We start from the raw sequence: 15,623 nt of genomic DNA on the forward strand, positions 1-15,623 counted from the left end.
ACTGAGTTTAGATTGGTCTCTATACTCGTATCTTACTGAGGGGCTCTATTTTTTTCAAACCTGATATTTAACAATCTACAGGAATGCTATCCTGCTTCGTTAGCACAAGAAGAAAAAAGAACCGCCACAGAGGTCCGTTCTTTAACTCTTGCCCCCGTTTGTTTAAGTGAAATTTTTCACAAAGTGCGATAACTGTCATGACAAAATACCATACTAACATTACTAACCAAGATAAATACCTCACTTTAATGCCCTTCCTAACAAAATTATAATAGGTCAGTATTATTTTAGAACATAAAATGGCACATCAAATATCCACCACAAGCCTAATACTATTGGAACTACCAGAATCCATGCAATGAAAGGTCTTTTGTAATGTAATAACAACATTGGAAACATCATTACATTGAAAGCTATATCCCACCAAATATTCCATCCATTATGATAGATAAGTACACCTGTAATGTGTGCAATCCCTTCAGTAATTGCATATATGCCAATCCATAAAACAATCATAAGGACCTGTTTCTTTCTTTCAGAACTCATCCTTCCAAGAAATACGGCAATTGTTACAGGATATTGAATAAGCATTTTTCCTAATGCAATTAAAGTATGATTTAGTTTAAGACTGTAATCAATAGACCCTCTGGGGTGAAACTCCCACATAGAGTGGTTAAATAATATGAACTGATACAGGAAATCACCTATTATTAAAAATAAGAGGGTTGAGTAATATTTATTAAAGTCCTTCCAATTTCCAAATTTCCACCCTATAAAAATATATAAGATAAACAGCATTACATTCATTTAGAATAATCCTTTATATTGTTTTTTCTTATTTTTTACATTTATTAACACAAATACTCTTATTGGGGATTTTTATTTAACTAAACTGTCCTTTAGTTTAATAAAAAAGAGGGGCTGCGCAGCAACCCGATTGTTCAACATAAGCCCCCGTTAGCAGAAGAAGGCTTTTCAAATACATTATGCTGAAACAATTCCGTTTTTAAATAATTCTGTTAGAGAATTCGCTACTTTAGCTGCACCGTTTGTTAGGATTTCATCGGCTTCGTTGCCAGAATCGTGATATATTTGATAAACAGGAGGATTATCGCTATCAAAATTTACGAAATAAGGGTCGCCTGAACCCGTTGGGTCTCCTCCTATACATACATAGCCCTTTTCAATAATGGGAATCCCAGGGTAATATTCAAAAGATTCCTCAATCATATGTTTAGGTTCAAGAATTTTAACATATTCTATTCCGTCATAATCATCATCAGATTCATATGCTTGCCAACCTATTTCCATATGAATAATGGGCAACTCAGAAATTAAATGATAGTACCAGCTTGGTATTTTATCTCCGAACTTTTCCTTCAATAATTCTATTTCTTCATTCGTTGCAGTTCTTCCTAATTCATTTCTTTCTGTTTTTCCAGATTTTTCAATAAACTTTTTTGCTTCCTCGAAAATGTATTCTGACATATTAACACCCACTAAGAAAATTTACTTAACAAGACTACATAAATAGTAAAAATTCGCTTTATTAAACAGAAATCCTTCTTGCACTAACCTGCCAGTTAGTTAAACAAAGTTAATGAAAAAGGACTGCCGAAAAACAGCCCATTTGTTGTGTAACTAAAGCACTCCGTTAGCCATCCATGCAGCGCAAAAATCAGCGCTGCACCACAGAGAATGAAAATGGTTAGGAAGTGTCATACTGATACTGACCTTAATCCAGTCAACCCTAATCCATAGACTTATTAATTAACGCTCTCCTCTTTTTTTTAACGATTGAGCAGGGTCTTCTTAAGTATTGTCATTTTTCTATTCTTGAAGAAATTTATTTTCATGGTAGTTTAATAAAGAAGTCTATTCTTAATTAGTATTTACAGGCAGATTATTATTCTGACTTCGAATTCTAAACCCTAAAGCAATTGCAGCTCCAATACAGCTAGAAAGGCACCCTACTACCAAATAAATTGATGGAGTTGATTCACCAATTAAAACAGAAGCAACCCCTCCAATTACTGGGAATAGAGCTACCATATACCCGCTTTTTGCTCCTCCAATTTTTTCTACAAGTTTTAAATAAAATAGCCAAGCCATAAAAGAAGCAATCAAAGTTAAATATAGCAAAGCAGATAAATATGTAACTGTTGTTGGAAGTATAATTTTATTTCCTTGGAACAGTACAATTACCCCCATTAATACACCAGCAACTGTAAAACCAATAGCATTTGCATAGATAGGGTTAATCTTTCTATTAGCATTTCTTGCAGAACTTGCATCACCAACAGCTGTTAGAATCGTACCTAACAAAGCAATCATGATTCCTTTTAAATCAGTAAGTCCTTGAAAATCATTTAAGTTCGGATAGATTAGGACACATACTCCAAATACCCCTAGAATTCCCCCAATTAACACGCGAGAATGTAATTTCTCTTTTAAAAAAACACGGAGAGCAATCGGAGTCAATATCACTTTTAACGAAAAGATTAAAGTTACAATGGCAGCAGAGCTCAAAATTGTGGCGTAATAAAGGCACAGATAACTTAATGCAAAGTTACATACACCAAAAACTATTATAAACGGGAAATCTTTTGTACGTGGTCTCCCCTTTGGTTTAAGGAACCACACAAGAACTAAAAATAAAAAAGCTGTCATAACTAAACGATATGATAATGATAATTCCAAACTGACGGGTGTTCCTTGAATTTTCACCGCAATAAAATTTAGCCCCCATACCATTAAGCAAAATATGTACATAAAATTTGTCATTGCATTACCTCATTCTACTGTTTATCTTAATATGTTAATAACTTCTCAAAAAGTAATTATAACAAATTTGAAAGAGTCAATTATCCATGATTTGAACATTTTCTTCTTCCACTAAACTGCCCCGTTAGCCATCCATGAAGCGCAAAATCAGCGCTTCACCACAGAGAATGAAAATGGTAAGGAAGTGTCAATACTGATACTGACCTTAATCCAGTCAACCAGTTCATAGACTTATTAATTAACGCTCTCCTCTTTTTTTTAACGATTGAGCAGGGTCTTCTTAAGTATTGTCATTTTACTAATCTTGAGGAAACTTATTTTCATGGTAGCTAAAGAAGAAACTAGCTCAATACTCAACAATATTAAGCCATTGACCATCGGGACCAATTGTTATATGAGCAACCTTATTTAATTCAAACATTTTGTATATGTCCAAATTCTTCTTGGTTATTTTACTCAATTGTTCTGATACATCAGTCTCGGAAAAAATGAGATAGTCCATTGTAGTAGACCTTAAATAAAATTCGTAAATAAATCGTTTTTGACTGTCTTTTATATAACCCAAATAACCTATTTCCCTTGGAAAAACACGTGGTAACGGGAATTTATTAACTTCAATAAAGTCATTTGAAATTTCATTTAATAGGTCTTGTTCATATTCAGGAATAATCGCATAGATATAACAATCTTGCTTGTAAAAGCTATTGATTATGCTAACAAACTCTTGTTCATCAATTTCTTCATCGAGTAATATTTCCTGTTTTTTCGGAATGCTTCTCAAAGCCCAATCACCTCTTTTTTTATGATTATACAATTAGACTGAAGATGTTTCCTTCTTCAAGTAACCTGCCACGTTACTTGAAGAAGAAAAAGCATTACCGTTGTTCCAGTAATGCCCCCGTTAATTAAACAAGTCTCCAGTACCCAATAAGTAGTGGAGAAATGTTCAGTTCAATTTTACAGGAACATAAAAACGAAATACGCGATAATCCATAGCATCGGAGCTATATTGATGATCATAGCAAACCGTTTCTTTTTTACACGGAAGTACCAAGATAAAATAGAACACACAATCACAGCAACTGGGTATAAAGAAATGGACAGAACAAAAGAAACATTATATAGATTCACACCATTATCAAAGCTCATAAAAGATAATCCCCAAATTAAAAACCATGGAATCAAAGAAAGCAAATATAGGATCTGGCTAATAATTAGATAAGTTTTCATTAATCCCCCTCCAACCATATTTTAGCATATTAATTTTACAATTATATCCATTGTTAAATGATAAATATAAAATCAGGTTTATAGTCTTAAATAAACTCGAAGAAATTCGACATTGATTTGGGAATCACGATTAAATAAAAAGTCCAAACCTTAAATATCCTGTAAAGCTGTATTAGTTGTTTACAAAATAATAAATAGCTTAGAATTTTGCTCTAAGCCATTTGTCTTAATAACAATGTTTTTTTCAGTAAAGCACCCTTTACTTGAAGTGAAACATTTCACAATACACTATACACTAGACAGCGTTTTTTTTGGCTTCATATGAATGAATTATAATCAGTATTTACTAAAAATTGGTATAATTAATTGTATTCAAATGAATTATAAGGAGAGACAAAGAAATGACAGAAACAAAATTAAATCACGGTATTATTATTTTATTAGAGTTTTATCCATCTTGGTTAGCTTTACCTCGTGAAAAAAGAAGAGAACTAGCAGGTAATTTTTATTCAATAATTGAAAAATACAACAAATATGTTAAGGTGAAATTTTTTGATGCTGATGCTTTTGGAGATGGTACCTATACCGATTTTATTTTTTGTGAGACAGAAGATTTAAAAATGTATCATTTTATGTGGGAAGAAGTCCGCGATACATATGCATATTCTAATGGTTACTTTAAAATTAAAAAAGTTATTATGGGTGTCCAAAATGCATATCAAAAATTTGAAGAAGAAGTTTTGAAAATGGAATCTGAATAAAAATAAAATCTAGCTATAAAAAAGGGATGAAATGTTTTAATCCTTTTCTGTTGCTAAACTACCACAATAGTTGAACAAGAAGCGATTGCCCTTGTTCAACAATCGCACCCGATAGTTTAAGTGTAATACTTCACAAATTCCTCCAAAATAAATAAAAATGTCACAGGAAGGTGTATTATTCATTAACGTCACCATTAGTATTAATCAAGAACGTCTCCCCATTTTCATCAAATGCATGCTTAAAATCAAATGCAAAAGGAGTCGGACCATACTGAATATAATGGTTGTATCTCCTGAATGCCTCCTCCCATGAGACATCCCTCACCATTTCTGTCCACCAAACTACATAAGATAGGTGTTTATCTGGATAAGATTCTATCCATCTGCTTCTATCTCGTAATGCTTGCATATGCTTTCCTGAATAAGTAAAGCGATATAAGGATTGAAGGCTTCTCCATACAGTTAGTGTAAGAATAGGAGAACCCTTTCCTTTTACGGTTTCTTCAGGGAAAGGGACTCCTTCAGGTGAAAACGCCTCTATAAGTCCTGATTTAGTTGCTTGACGATATACTTCATTTCCCACTTGAAAAAATTCACGAGAGGCTGGGTGGTCATAGGGGTGGTTTAGCCTACCAACAGTATAGATTGAAACTAATGCCATAAATAGCCCTCCATCTATAGTCTTTTCCTAAGATATATTCAAGTAAAAATGTGGAAATTCCTTCTTCAGCAAACCTGCTTCTTTATTTCAACAAGAAAGAGCTGCCACTATGACAGCTCAGACCTTAAACTCAAGCACTTGTTAATTGAAGAATATGATTTGTTCCCCTTGTCATCTCTATTTACTAACTTTACTGTTAAATGTTCAGGTTGGTTTAGGTAACTGAATTTGAGGAAAAAGTTCATTCATAAGTTCTTCAAGCTTTCCTAATAAATTAGTAAATTAAGTATTAAATAATGTTCCATTTAGTGCTTCAATATACCTTTTTGCTGACCTTTGAACCACCAAATCTGCATCTTCTCTAATAATCAGATTAAATGCGTCATATAATCGATTAAATGTAAAATCATTTACCCTATCTGCAATTCTTTCAACTGTTACACTGGGCAGAGGAATGAAGTTAGGATAACTATACATAAAACTCACCCACTTACGATCAGCCGCCACGCGTACTATATCTCCACTCAATAAAATTCCATTATGACTGCTTCCATTTTTCCACTCTAAAACAGTACCGCCTTTATAATGTCCTCCAATTCTTTGAAGGATAAGACCTTCCTTCAATTCTAGAGATTCTCCAGACCAAAAAATAATTTTCTCGCTGGTTCTAGTCACCCATTCTTTATCATCTTCATGTATGTAAATTGGAGCATCGAATGTTTCAGCCCATTCTACTTTACTAGAGTAATAATGGGGATGTGATAAAGCAATAGCATCAATTCCGCCTAATTTATTAATATGTGAAATGGTTGATTGATCAATAAATGTAATACAATCCCACAATAAGTTGTAATTTTTATCTTGTACAAGATAAGCTGTCTGTCCGATTCCAAAACTTGGATTAGTCTTTATGCTATGTAATCCTTCTTCCTGGAGCTTAATGATATTACTATATGTACCCACCTCTATCAGCTTTTCTAATGTGGTCCACACCTGACCTTTGAAACTAACAAATTGTCTTTCTTCCTCGCAAATCAAACATTGTTTTGGTGCTTCGATTGAACTCTCATACTGAACTCCACAAGTTTCACAAATAAAGTTTTTCAAAAAATATCTCTCCTTTACTTATTCACTTCCTATTTACTCTCTTTTAAAATTCACCTAACAATCCAATAATCCTTCTTCAAGTAAACTGCTTCGTTAGTTTAAGTATAATCCTTCACAATCTTTCGATCATTAGACCTTTGCGATTTAGCCCTTTTAATACTTAACTCTCTACAAATGACTTAATCCGAAGATATTCCGTTATGTTAGGTACCTATATTTCACACACCTTATTAGATATGACTCCTCTTGAAAATAAAAAGCCTTCTGTAAGAAGGCGTTAGTTTGTGATGGTGAATCAAAGGATATACTGTTACCTTTTTCCTGCACTTATTTTTTGGTTTCGAACCTCCAACTTTCTTATTTATTTACCTTCTAGGTGGCCAAGGTTTAGGTGGTTTTTTGGAGATGCTGCTGGTCTCTGTTATCAAACTGTTCTTTTCTATTAACTAAACTGTAAACAAGCCATGATATAGTATAGCTGTATCCCTAGTAGAAGACCGGCTCCTTACTAATAGGAAAGCCGGGCTTTTTTAAACGGTCAGACAGAACAGCACCCCTACTGATGACCTTTACTAGAAGCCAATTTGAATAGTAAAGGAAAATATCAATAGAAAGAGGAATATGTAAAATGGATTTTTGCACAAATTGTGGTGAAAAGTTAAATGAATCTAGTCGATTCTGCAGTAATTGCGATTCAATGGTGGCACTAGCTAAGAAAAACATTACCTCGGCTCCAAAAACGCGCATTGAAAAAAGGAAAGTTCGTTCGAAAACAATAGTATTAAGGAATAAGAGATTAGTGGTAGGGGTTGGATCAATTATTGGTTTGTTGTTCGTTTTAAGTGTTGCTTACTTAATCATTAAAGATTTTAATAAGCATGAACCTAAAACAGATGTAGCAGCTACAAAAACGATGGATCAATCTAAAAATAATAATTTGGAAAATAATATAGATCCAAATAATGGTAAAAATTCAACAGAAAAAAATATCAGGGAAAGTTCAAATCTTTCCTCTTCAGATAATATTTTGCCTGATAGTGATAAGAGGGCTCTGAGTGAAGAAGACATTGCTACTCTTACAAAAGGGCAACTGCATTTAGCTAGAAATGAGATCTACGCACGTCATGGGTATGTATTTAAATCGGCGGATTTGCAAAAATATTTTTCAAGTAAATCATGGTATAATGCAGACCCTTCCTATAATAGCTCTTTAAATGAAGTAGAAAAAGAGAATGTAAAGCTCTTAAAGGCGAGAGAGGATCGTCTTTAAAGGGCACCTTTTAATCTTAGGAATCGCAAATCGCGGTTCCGTTTTTGCGTTGGAGATAAGGTCTTTTGTTCAACTATTCTGCCCGTTAGCTTAACAAGAAAAAAGGATCGCCGCAGCAATCCACCGTTCTTTAACTCTTGCACCCGTTACTTTAATAAGAAAAATGAATAGGTGCAAATTTCCTTGCTTTATTATCCTTTTTAGATACAAACGTCAATTTGTTTTTATTCTATTCCCCCTAAACTTTTAAAAATTTTATATCTAATAACAATCGCCGTAACTATGTTGTACAAGCATTCATAGAATGAATATGTGAAAGGAGATGATTTATTTCGGATTTAGTCAAATTGTTTAGCAGATTCTGGACATCTTTCACTAGCAGCTTTTAGATATTTTGAGGCAGCTAAAACAATTGGGAAAGGGAATGGAGAGAAGAAGAAGATTAAGATTTTCTTATAATGGAGTTTATGCAGTTATTGCACCTTATAAGAAGATGTTGGTTCATGACGCTTTACTGTTTCAACTATTTCTTCAACATACTGTGTATTTAAACAAATCGGGAACGCATCCACGTTAGCAAAACTCTTAAACAAACCGTATGTATGAAAGCTTTACCCAAAATGGATGGGCTCCATTTAATCTAGTTAAATACAAAAATGCCTGTCACTGCCTGGAATACCGAAAGTTCGACAATTACCAGGAGTACAGGCATTTTATTTTACTATTTAATTATGATAGGAATAAATTCTTGTCCAATTACCCACACTCTTTATTTCCTTATACTGAGGTTTCCACATAGCATCTTCAATAGCAGTCTCAACATCTTGGATATTCGCCCTTGCAATTCCTTCGAATATTGCAGCATTAGCTACTTCAATGGCTACGTATTTTGAGACTTCATGAAGTTTTTCAATGGATGGCAGCAGGGATGCTCCAGGTGTGCTGGTGTCAGACATTCTTGCAACCGCATAAGCAGCAGCCGCGAACATTCCTTTTGAGATCACTTCAGCTTTTGTAACAATGGCTCCAAGACCTAGGCCTGGGAATACAAATGCGTTATTTGACTGCCCAATTTCATAGGAAACACCTTTGTATTCTACATTGGCAAACGGGCTGCCGGTTGCAATTAGAGCCTTGCCATCTGTCCAATTAATCAGGTTTTCCGGCACTGCTTCAGTCAGTGCGGTCGGGTTGGACATAGGCAAGATGATGGGACGCTCAACGTGCTTGGCCATTTCTTTAACAATTTCCTCAGTGAAGGCGCCGGCTTGTCCGGAAGTACCAATCAGGATGGTTGGCTTCACCCTCTGAACTACTTCCATTAATGAAATGATCCCTTCCTTATTCTTATCCCAGTCCTTTACTTCATCCGCCTTTCTTACATAAGGCTTCTGAAACTTCAGGACATCTGGTGTTTCATCCGTTAGTAAACCCCGATAGTCGATAGCCCAGAAACGGTCATAGGCTTCTTCTCTGGTCAGCCCTTCAAGAACCATGGCATCTGCGATTTGGTCAGCTATACCAATGCCGGCAGCCCCTGGTCCGAAGACAACAATACGCTGGTCCTTGAGAGTAGCTCCTGTTACTTTCAATCCAGACATAACTGCAGCAAGGGTTACTGCACCTGTTCCCTGGATGTCATCATTGAAGGTAAGGATTTTGTCACCGTATTTGTCCAAGATGTTACGCGCATTCACGTTGCCAAGGTCCTCCCAGTGAAGAAGAACCTCTGGAAAGAACTTTCTTGCAGTCTGCACAAATAAATCAATGAATTGGTCATAACGCTCACCGCGGACACGGGCGAATTTGTTGCCGATATAGATAGGGTCTGCAATCAAAGCCTGATTGTTCGTACCAACATCCAACACGACTGGCAGAACACGGCTTGGATCAATACCAGCTGCCGCTGTGTACACGGCAAGTTTACCGATTGCTATATTAATACCACCTACCCCCTGGTCCCCGATACCAAGAATGCTTTCAGAGTCGGTAACGACGATTAAATCAATGCCATTTTTGGGCTGTCCAAGGTTATAAAATGCCTTTTCAATGCCCTCAGGATCATCAATGGAAAGATATAAGCCACCTGGGCGGCGGTAGCTATGAGAGTATGTCTGGATAGCTTCACCAACAGTAGGAGTGTAGATGATTGGGAGCATTTCTGCTATGTGTTCTTTCAAAAGTCGGTAAAACAAAACGGCATTACGGTTATATAAATCATAAAGCAGCCCGTTTTTGAACAGATTCGTAGTTCGCATCGAATATTGCTCATAGGCCCTATTTGCTTGTTCATCAAGGGTGAACACCTGGGGAGGTAACAGGCCGTCGAGTCCAAGGTCTTCCCTTTCCTCTTTAGTAAAGGCCGTTCCTTTATTCAAAAAAGGATTTGAGAGAACTTCTTTTCCTTTTAATGTTGTAATAATAACATTCTCAGGTACATTCATGGTGTTTCCTTCTTTCTATCTTAAAATAGCTATTCGGACAATACCGGAACATAGATTTCTTACCTTTCCATGTTAATAACATTTTCCTTATCACACTAGGTTTTTTAATTTAATGACCCTTTTTTGTTAACTAAACAAAGCAGACAGTAAAACCGCTGACTGCTTTGGTCCATCTTCCACTTTTCCGTGTTTATTAATTTACTTTACTTTTTATCATGCTGCACTTGAAATTGATTTTTTAGCTTTTTTCTTTTCGGACATTTTAAATACATAGTTAACAATAATCGGGCAGACTATTGCAGATATTACACATGCTGCTGCAATTTGTGCAGTAGCTCCTGGTGCTATCGAAGCTAAGGTTGGATCTGCTGCTGCAACAACAGCTGGTGTAGCTACAGCATTTCCTGCAGTCGACCCTGTTGCTAAACCAACTATAGGATTTTCTTTAAATAACTTCAAAAGTACGTAAGCTCCAATTCCAGTGAATGCAGCTATTAATCCTAGTAATATTCCAGGACCTCCCGCTTGTATAATAGTTGAAAGATTCATTCCTGCACCTAATGGGAATGAGAAGAATGGGATTAATAATAATTTACTGCTTCCAAGGAACTTTCTCATATCAGGATCAATATTTCCTAAAATCATTCCTATTACTATTGGAATTAATACTCCTACAAGTGTTTGAAAAGGAATTGAGGCAAGGCCGGATGCACCTAATGCAACTAATGTAAAAAATGGACCATCTTTTAAAGAAAATAACGCATATGCCCCTACATCAGTTTCGTCACCATACGATGAAGCAAGAGATGCATATAATCCACCATTAGCATTTAATAACGCTGCAAGGATTGCTAATGGTGATAATCCTAGTATACCGGCAGGCCCAAAAAGCATTGCTACAGTTAAACCTATACCAGCACCTACTATAAATTTTCCTGTTAATAATATTGCACCTTTTTTTAATGCCTTTGGTGCTAATTTGAAATTAATTTGTGAACCAATTAAAAACATAAAACATGCCAAAATTGTTGATGATGCTTCTTTACTGAATAATGCCGTTGTAAAACTTCCAATTTTCAAAAATTGCGGGAAAAATGTATTAGTTAATACCCCTAAAAAAAGTGGAACAACCATCAGACCACCTGGAATTTTATCAAGCGTTTTCTTAATTGGAATTTGCATTTTTAATCCTCCTAAAATAGTTTTTGTAATCTTGCAACACCAGTTTTTCTAGCTGCTTTTATGATTTCTTCTGCTACATTTGCAGCTATTCTTTTGTCTAGTAGACTTAGTATTACGTAATTTAATTCCTCATCACTAATGCTATTTGCTATAGCGTAAGCTGCCGCTATTTTTCATTTCCTCATTAATTTCTTTTGCTGTAACATCTAGAGCTCCTCTAAATGCTATTTTTACCAATTTCTCCAGCAATCGTAGAAAGCGGTTCCATTTCCTTGCGGGTTGTGCCATGTTTTATCCCCCTTTGTTTTGTTACAAGTCCATCATATTCCCAAATAAACCGTTTTCATAGAATATGAAAGTTTAATAATTCTTTTTGTAAATAAAAAAAGTAAGCAGCTGCCATAACTGCTTACAGAAAGTTTTTTATTAAGTGCTCTTTAAATTTGTTATATTCATGCTGGTATACGGGCCTTCCGATCGTTCCATAGATAACCTTGACTTCAAGGATTCCTAAGTCCTTTAGGAAATTAAGATACTTTCTTGCCGAAACCCTTGATATTCCTACAACATTTGCTACTTCATCAATGGAAAAAGGCCCGTCCTTCAATTCATGAATCGTATCCCATACCTGCTTTAAGGTATCCTTCGTTAACCCCTTTGGCAGTATGTTTTTTGAATGTAAAAAAGCCAAAAACATGCATAAAGTGAATGAAAACTTGCATATTTTCGGCTTATTTATAATTTGGGATATTGAAGAAAAGCACCCAATAGTTTAATTCTTCACAATCTTTATTGCTTTCAAATAACAAAGAGCCGGCAATGATCTGCCGGTTCTTTGTTACTTGACTACATTGAAATAGCCCATCATATAATTGTCTTTTGACATTGCCCAGCCTTTGGCATCGTCATCGCATGGGATCGTACACATCCACATGAATTTCCCTTCTTTTTGTGGAGTAAAAGTGAAAGTGGAGACAGCGGGAACACCGTCTTTCGCACTCGCTTTAGCTACGAAATTGAGTCCAAGGTCTTTAGCTGTAATGGAATGCTCACCTTGGTCAAGATTATAAACTGTCACCTCTACCGGCTGTCCGACTTTCATAGTGATGTCGCCAGTCGCAAAGGAATCATGCATTTTTCCGTCCGGACCCAATTTGTAACCAGGGTTCACCACCATGGATACATGCTGAACTTGATTACTAGCAGGAAGTACCGTAATTTTTCCTGTCATATACCCTTGCTGCGACATTGACCATTGTTTGCTGTCATCGCAGACATCCGTACAATTCCAGGTGAACGTGCCTGATTTGGAAGGTGTAAAGGTATAGGTGGTCTCTTTCGGCTGACCTTTCTTAGTGGAGCCTTTGATTTTTACACCTAGTCCAAGTTCAGGTGAAACATAGGTATGTTCCGCATCATCATAATTCAAGAAGTGAAGAGTGACTGGTTGGTTTTGTGTGATTTGTATATCACCGTTGATAAAAGCATCGTGCTTCTTCCCATCAGAACCGAGTTTTGAACCTGCCTCTACAACGATATATTGATTGAAAGCCGTTTGAACGGTCTTGACTGTCTCGGATGTAGCAGCCTTAACTGGTTTTGCCGATTGGCTTGTCCCACATCCGGCTAAAGAAAGGGAGATAGCAGAAGCCAGAGCGACTGCGATAGCACCTTTATTCGCTGTTTTGTTCACGATAAACCTCCTAAAATGAAAAGTTTGAACATGAAAAGCATACCACATCTTTTAAAATCCCCACGAATCTTAAGGGAATTTTAATTTACCTATCTTATTCCAAACTGTTTAACTTTTTATAGAAAGAAGGTTCTTGATATTTGGTCAACTCAATAATGTTCTTTCAGAAGGCTCAGCCTTTTTTTAAAAAGCATTTTTACTGAGTCTAACATATTCGTTGTTCTCTAATTTCCTTATTGTTGATTCCTTCTTAAAAGATAACTAACATATTGATAAAAGCCAATCAAAATTATATAAAGTATAGGGTAAATTATTATTGAATACCAAAACTTCCAACCGTTATAGTAAAATGTTTTACTCCATAGGAATAGTAATTCATATATATTCGCAAAAAGTGACCAGCAAGAAATATAAATAACCTTTCTAATCATATTCTTTTTGAAAGGAAAAAAATTTAAAAATACTATATTAATAGCTGGATAAATACCAAAGACAAAAATAAACCCTTTAAAATCAACACCTTTGTTAAAATACCCATATAAGTCATATTTTAAGTCCCAAAGGATATTAGCAATAAGCTCTAAAAAAGAAGAAAACAAGGTCGTGGTTAGAATTTCAATTCCAGAAATACGTTTTGGGATAAATATCGCAATTAGATTAAATATTATAACTGAAAGGATGAGAAATACCACATTATATAACCCCAATCTACAACGAATCGCTTTGGTTATCCTTCCCTTTAAATGTGATTAATATTTCTATCGGCTTCTTATTCTTGTTCAACTATACTGCCACGTTAGTTCAAGTGAAACATTTCACAAAGTACTTTCCGCTAGTCGTTTTTTAGGTTTTATAAAATAAGTTGAATGATTGTGGAATAACTCTGGCCAAAACCAACATTTACCATTTTGATGAAAAACATTGGCAAAAACATAATAATACCACAATAAATAATAATCTCACTAATAACAGTTTTTTGTTTTAATTTTCTCCATTCCAACTCCATCAATTTAATCACTTTTACCACCTCCATGGATTTGATCATAAAAATAGTCTTCCAATGTGCTTGAATGTTTTTGTATTTCTTCTATATCAATATCATGAAGAATTAATACTTTTGAAATCTCACTTTGAGACAGGGTTAAATCATAAATCCGAATTCTCTTGTCTTGTACAATCTTCATATTGAAAATATGGAGTTCATGTTGGAGATTCCTCATAAAATAAAGTACTATTAAATTAATATTGTTTTTCAAAAATTTATCATGTTGCTACCAAGTGACTCGTTTTTTGGTAAAAACCCATCATACAGTTTTGTGAAATTTAGATCAGAGGAAGAATTAAGAGTAATTTAAAATTATTATTCCCACAGATCTATTAGAAGGAGGATATTATGAGCGAAAATATTAAAACTTATGGAGCTGAAGGTATCAAAATATCTTGGAAACCCAATATTTGCAAACATGCAGCAGAATGTGTAAAGGGATTGCCAAGTGTATTCAATACCCAGAAAAGTCCTTGGGTATCACCACAGAATGCAACAGCTAAAAAAATTATGGAAGTGATTGATCGTTGTCCAAGCAGAGCACTTACTTATGAGCAAAAATAAACAGAACTAAAAAAGTTAGGAGAATGAGGAAATGACTGAAATTAAAATGGGCAAGAATGAATTCTATATTGAGGAATCTAATGAAATTATTGCAAGAATTCAATTTATCCCAAGCGGAAAAGATGTAAATGGAAGAAATTTAATTATTATAAACCATACAGTTGTATATGAGGGACATAATGGTCGTGGATTAGGCAAAGAATTAGTAAACAAGATAGCTGAATATGCAAGAGATGAAAACTTATATATTATTCCTGTATGTCCTTACGCAAAAAGTGTTCTTGAAAGTAAGGAAGAGTATCAAGGTGTACTAGCAAATTGATGCCATTTTATTATATATGCGTTGAATCAACTACACTTAACTGGACAAAAAAATAAGGTCAAGCTTAGACTAATCACTAAATCAGGGCATACTGCTAATTAGTATAAGAGATCCAGTGAAGAAGCTACGATAACGAGACAACCAATTTATTAAAATGCCTAGAGATTAAATAAAAACACCGACATTCAAATCTTTGTTTTTATTGATTTATTTATAATTGGACATTAAACAATTGTCTTAACCTTCTGGTGCCTTCGTATACCATTGCAGCATCCCAAAAACGCATCTTTCCTTGATAGCCGTGCGGATAATAAGAGTACTCAATAAACTCCTCATTAACTCTAACAGGATCTGCTACTTTTATTCTTAATTCCTTCATTTTTGATTTTAAATCAACCAATTGCCTTCGTAATTCCTTTAATTTGGACTCAATTAAATGCTGATATGCTTCGGGAATTTTAAATTTCAATGTTAAAGCTGCTTGATAGTCGTTTTCAAGAATTTGAATGAGATAGGTCGTGTAAATGTAATTCAAAAAGTGTTTTCAAAAAGTATTGAGA

19 protein-coding genes are annotated in these 15,623 nt (G+C 34.9%); 4 read left to right on the plus strand and 15 right to left on the minus strand.

Annotation, left to right across the window (positions count from 1 at the left end; genetic code table 11):
• Window positions 1-282 precede the first annotated feature (282 nt).
• From J2S10_RS24955 to J2S10_RS24975, 5 genes are all read right to left on the minus strand, one after another.
• Window positions 283-807 carry a CBO0543 family protein gene (locus J2S10_RS24955; RefSeq protein WP_307413520.1) on the minus strand — a complete coding sequence of 175 codons (525 nt, stop codon included), beginning with the start codon at window positions 805-807 and terminating at the stop codon, window positions 283-285.
• 177 nt (window positions 808-984) lie between these two features.
• Window positions 985-1,488, minus strand: coding sequence for an SMI1/KNR4 family protein (locus J2S10_RS24960; RefSeq protein ID WP_307413522.1), 504 nt, complete (start codon window positions 1,486-1,488; stop codon window positions 985-987).
• A 393-nt stretch (window positions 1,489-1,881) separates the two neighbouring features.
• The gene (locus tag J2S10_RS24965) at window positions 1,882-2,784 is read right to left on the minus strand and encodes a DMT family transporter (RefSeq protein WP_307413524.1); all 903 of its coding nucleotides are present in this window, start codon (window positions 2,782-2,784) and stop codon (window positions 1,882-1,884) included.
• A 346-nt stretch (window positions 2,785-3,130) separates the two neighbouring features.
• Window positions 3,131-3,565, minus strand: a complete 435-nt coding sequence (locus tag J2S10_RS24970; protein ID WP_307413528.1) for a hypothetical protein — start codon at window positions 3,563-3,565, stop codon at window positions 3,131-3,133.
• A 176-nt stretch (window positions 3,566-3,741) separates the two neighbouring features.
• On the minus strand, window positions 3,742-4,014 hold the full coding sequence (locus tag J2S10_RS24975; RefSeq protein WP_307413532.1) for a hypothetical protein: 273 nt from the start codon (window positions 4,012-4,014) through the stop codon (window positions 3,742-3,744).
• Window positions 4,015-4,415: 401 nt separating this feature from the next.
• On the opposite strand from J2S10_RS24975, the gene J2S10_RS24980 reads away from it, so the two are divergent.
• Complete coding sequence (locus tag J2S10_RS24980) at window positions 4,416-4,775, plus strand: darcynin family protein (protein WP_307413535.1); 360 nt, start codon at window positions 4,416-4,418, stop codon at window positions 4,773-4,775.
• 175 nt (window positions 4,776-4,950) lie between these two features.
• Here J2S10_RS24980 and J2S10_RS24985 read toward each other — a convergent pair whose 3' ends face one another.
• Window positions 4,951-5,436, minus strand: coding sequence for a DUF3291 domain-containing protein (locus J2S10_RS24985; protein WP_307413538.1), 486 nt, complete (start codon window positions 5,434-5,436; stop codon window positions 4,951-4,953).
• Between the two features lie 282 nt (window positions 5,437-5,718).
• A complete protein-coding gene (locus J2S10_RS24990) occupies window positions 5,719-6,543 on the minus strand; it encodes an MBL fold metallo-hydrolase (protein ID WP_307413542.1) in 825 nt (274 codons plus the stop codon).
• Between the two features lie 628 nt (window positions 6,544-7,171).
• Here J2S10_RS24990 and J2S10_RS24995 point away from each other — a divergent pair.
• On the plus strand, window positions 7,172-7,813 hold the full coding sequence (locus tag J2S10_RS24995; RefSeq protein ID WP_307413546.1) for a YARHG domain-containing protein: 642 nt from the start codon (window positions 7,172-7,174) through the stop codon (window positions 7,811-7,813).
• A 725-nt stretch (window positions 7,814-8,538) separates the two neighbouring features.
• On the opposite strand, the gene J2S10_RS25000 is transcribed toward J2S10_RS24995, so the two are convergent.
• The 7 genes from J2S10_RS25000 to J2S10_RS25030 form a co-directional block, all read right to left on the minus strand.
• Window positions 8,539-10,257 (minus strand): NAD-dependent malic enzyme, encoded by a 1,719-nt coding sequence (locus J2S10_RS25000; protein ID WP_307413549.1) that lies wholly within the window; start codon window positions 10,255-10,257, stop codon window positions 8,539-8,541.
• A gap of 213 nt (window positions 10,258-10,470) precedes the next feature.
• Window positions 10,471-11,439, minus strand: a complete 969-nt coding sequence (locus J2S10_RS25005; protein ID WP_307413552.1) for a 2-keto-3-deoxygluconate permease — start codon at window positions 11,437-11,439, stop codon at window positions 10,471-10,473.
• A gap of 141 nt (window positions 11,440-11,580) precedes the next feature.
• Window positions 11,581-11,727 (minus strand): hypothetical protein, encoded by a 147-nt coding sequence (locus J2S10_RS27555; RefSeq protein WP_370876284.1) that lies wholly within the window; start codon window positions 11,725-11,727, stop codon window positions 11,581-11,583.
• Between the two features lie 121 nt (window positions 11,728-11,848).
• Entirely contained in the window at window positions 11,849-12,130 is a 282-nt protein-coding gene (locus tag J2S10_RS25015; RefSeq protein ID WP_307413554.1) for a response regulator, read from the minus strand.
• Between the two features lie 147 nt (window positions 12,131-12,277).
• Complete coding sequence (locus J2S10_RS25020) at window positions 12,278-13,132, minus strand: cupredoxin domain-containing protein (RefSeq protein WP_307413557.1); 855 nt, start codon at window positions 13,130-13,132, stop codon at window positions 12,278-12,280.
• A gap of 233 nt (window positions 13,133-13,365) precedes the next feature.
• Window positions 13,366-13,824, minus strand: a complete 459-nt coding sequence (locus J2S10_RS25025) for a CBO0543 family protein (RefSeq protein ID WP_307413559.1) — start codon at window positions 13,822-13,824, stop codon at window positions 13,366-13,368.
• A gap of 158 nt (window positions 13,825-13,982) precedes the next feature.
• Complete coding sequence (locus J2S10_RS25030) at window positions 13,983-14,177, minus strand: hypothetical protein (protein ID WP_307413561.1); 195 nt, start codon at window positions 14,175-14,177, stop codon at window positions 13,983-13,985.
• Between the two features lie 348 nt (window positions 14,178-14,525).
• Between J2S10_RS25030 and J2S10_RS25035 the strand changes: the two genes are divergently transcribed.
• Together J2S10_RS25035 and J2S10_RS25040 are read left to right on the plus strand one after the other, a co-directional pair.
• Window positions 14,526-14,741, plus strand: coding sequence for a (4Fe-4S)-binding protein (locus J2S10_RS25035; protein ID WP_307413562.1), 216 nt, complete (start codon window positions 14,526-14,528; stop codon window positions 14,739-14,741).
• A gap of 31 nt (window positions 14,742-14,772) precedes the next feature.
• Window positions 14,773-15,063, plus strand: a complete 291-nt coding sequence (locus tag J2S10_RS25040) for a GNAT family N-acetyltransferase (protein ID WP_307413564.1) — start codon at window positions 14,773-14,775, stop codon at window positions 15,061-15,063.
• A gap of 211 nt (window positions 15,064-15,274) precedes the next feature.
• Here J2S10_RS25040 and J2S10_RS25045 read toward each other — a convergent pair whose 3' ends face one another.
• Window positions 15,275-15,598 carry a hypothetical protein gene (locus J2S10_RS25045; protein ID WP_307413566.1) on the minus strand — a complete coding sequence of 108 codons (324 nt, stop codon included), beginning with the start codon at window positions 15,596-15,598 and terminating at the stop codon, window positions 15,275-15,277.
• Window positions 15,599-15,623 lie beyond the last annotated feature (25 nt).

The organism is Neobacillus ginsengisoli (assembly GCF_030813055.1).

Coding starts and splice junctions, on each gene's coding strand:
- J2S10_RS24955 (WP_307413520.1), bottom strand. CDS start 807: ATGAATGTAATGCTGTTTATCTTATATATTTTTATAGGGTGGAAATTT.
- J2S10_RS24960 (WP_307413522.1), bottom strand. CDS start 1,488: ATGTCAGAATACATTTTCGAGGAAGCAAAAAAGTTTATTGAAAAATCT.
- J2S10_RS24965 (WP_307413524.1), bottom strand. CDS start 2,784: ATGACAAATTTTATGTACATATTTTGCTTAATGGTATGGGGGCTAAAT.
- J2S10_RS24975 (WP_307413532.1), bottom strand. CDS start 4,014: ATGAAAACTTATCTAATTATTAGCCAGATCCTATATTTGCTTTCTTTG.
- J2S10_RS24980 (WP_307413535.1), top strand. CDS start 4,416: ATGACAGAAACAAAATTAAATCACGGTATTATTATTTTATTAGAGTTT.
- J2S10_RS24985 (WP_307413538.1), bottom strand. CDS start 5,436: ATGGCATTAGTTTCAATCTATACTGTTGGTAGGCTAAACCACCCCTAT.
- J2S10_RS24995 (WP_307413546.1), top strand. CDS start 7,172: ATGGATTTTTGCACAAATTGTGGTGAAAAGTTAAATGAATCTAGTCGA.
- J2S10_RS25000 (WP_307413549.1), bottom strand. CDS start 10,257: ATGAATGTACCTGAGAATGTTATTATTACAACATTAAAAGGAAAAGAA.
- J2S10_RS25005 (WP_307413552.1), bottom strand. CDS start 11,439: ATGCAAATTCCAATTAAGAAAACGCTTGATAAAATTCCAGGTGGTCTG.
- J2S10_RS27555 (WP_370876284.1), bottom strand. CDS start 11,727: ATGGCACAACCCGCAAGGAAATGGAACCGCTTTCTACGATTGCTGGAG.
- J2S10_RS25030 (WP_307413561.1), bottom strand. CDS start 14,177: ATGATCAAATCCATGGAGGTGGTAAAAGTGATTAAATTGATGGAGTTG.
- J2S10_RS25035 (WP_307413562.1), top strand. CDS start 14,526: ATGAGCGAAAATATTAAAACTTATGGAGCTGAAGGTATCAAAATATCT.
- J2S10_RS25040 (WP_307413564.1), top strand. CDS start 14,773: ATGACTGAAATTAAAATGGGCAAGAATGAATTCTATATTGAGGAATCT.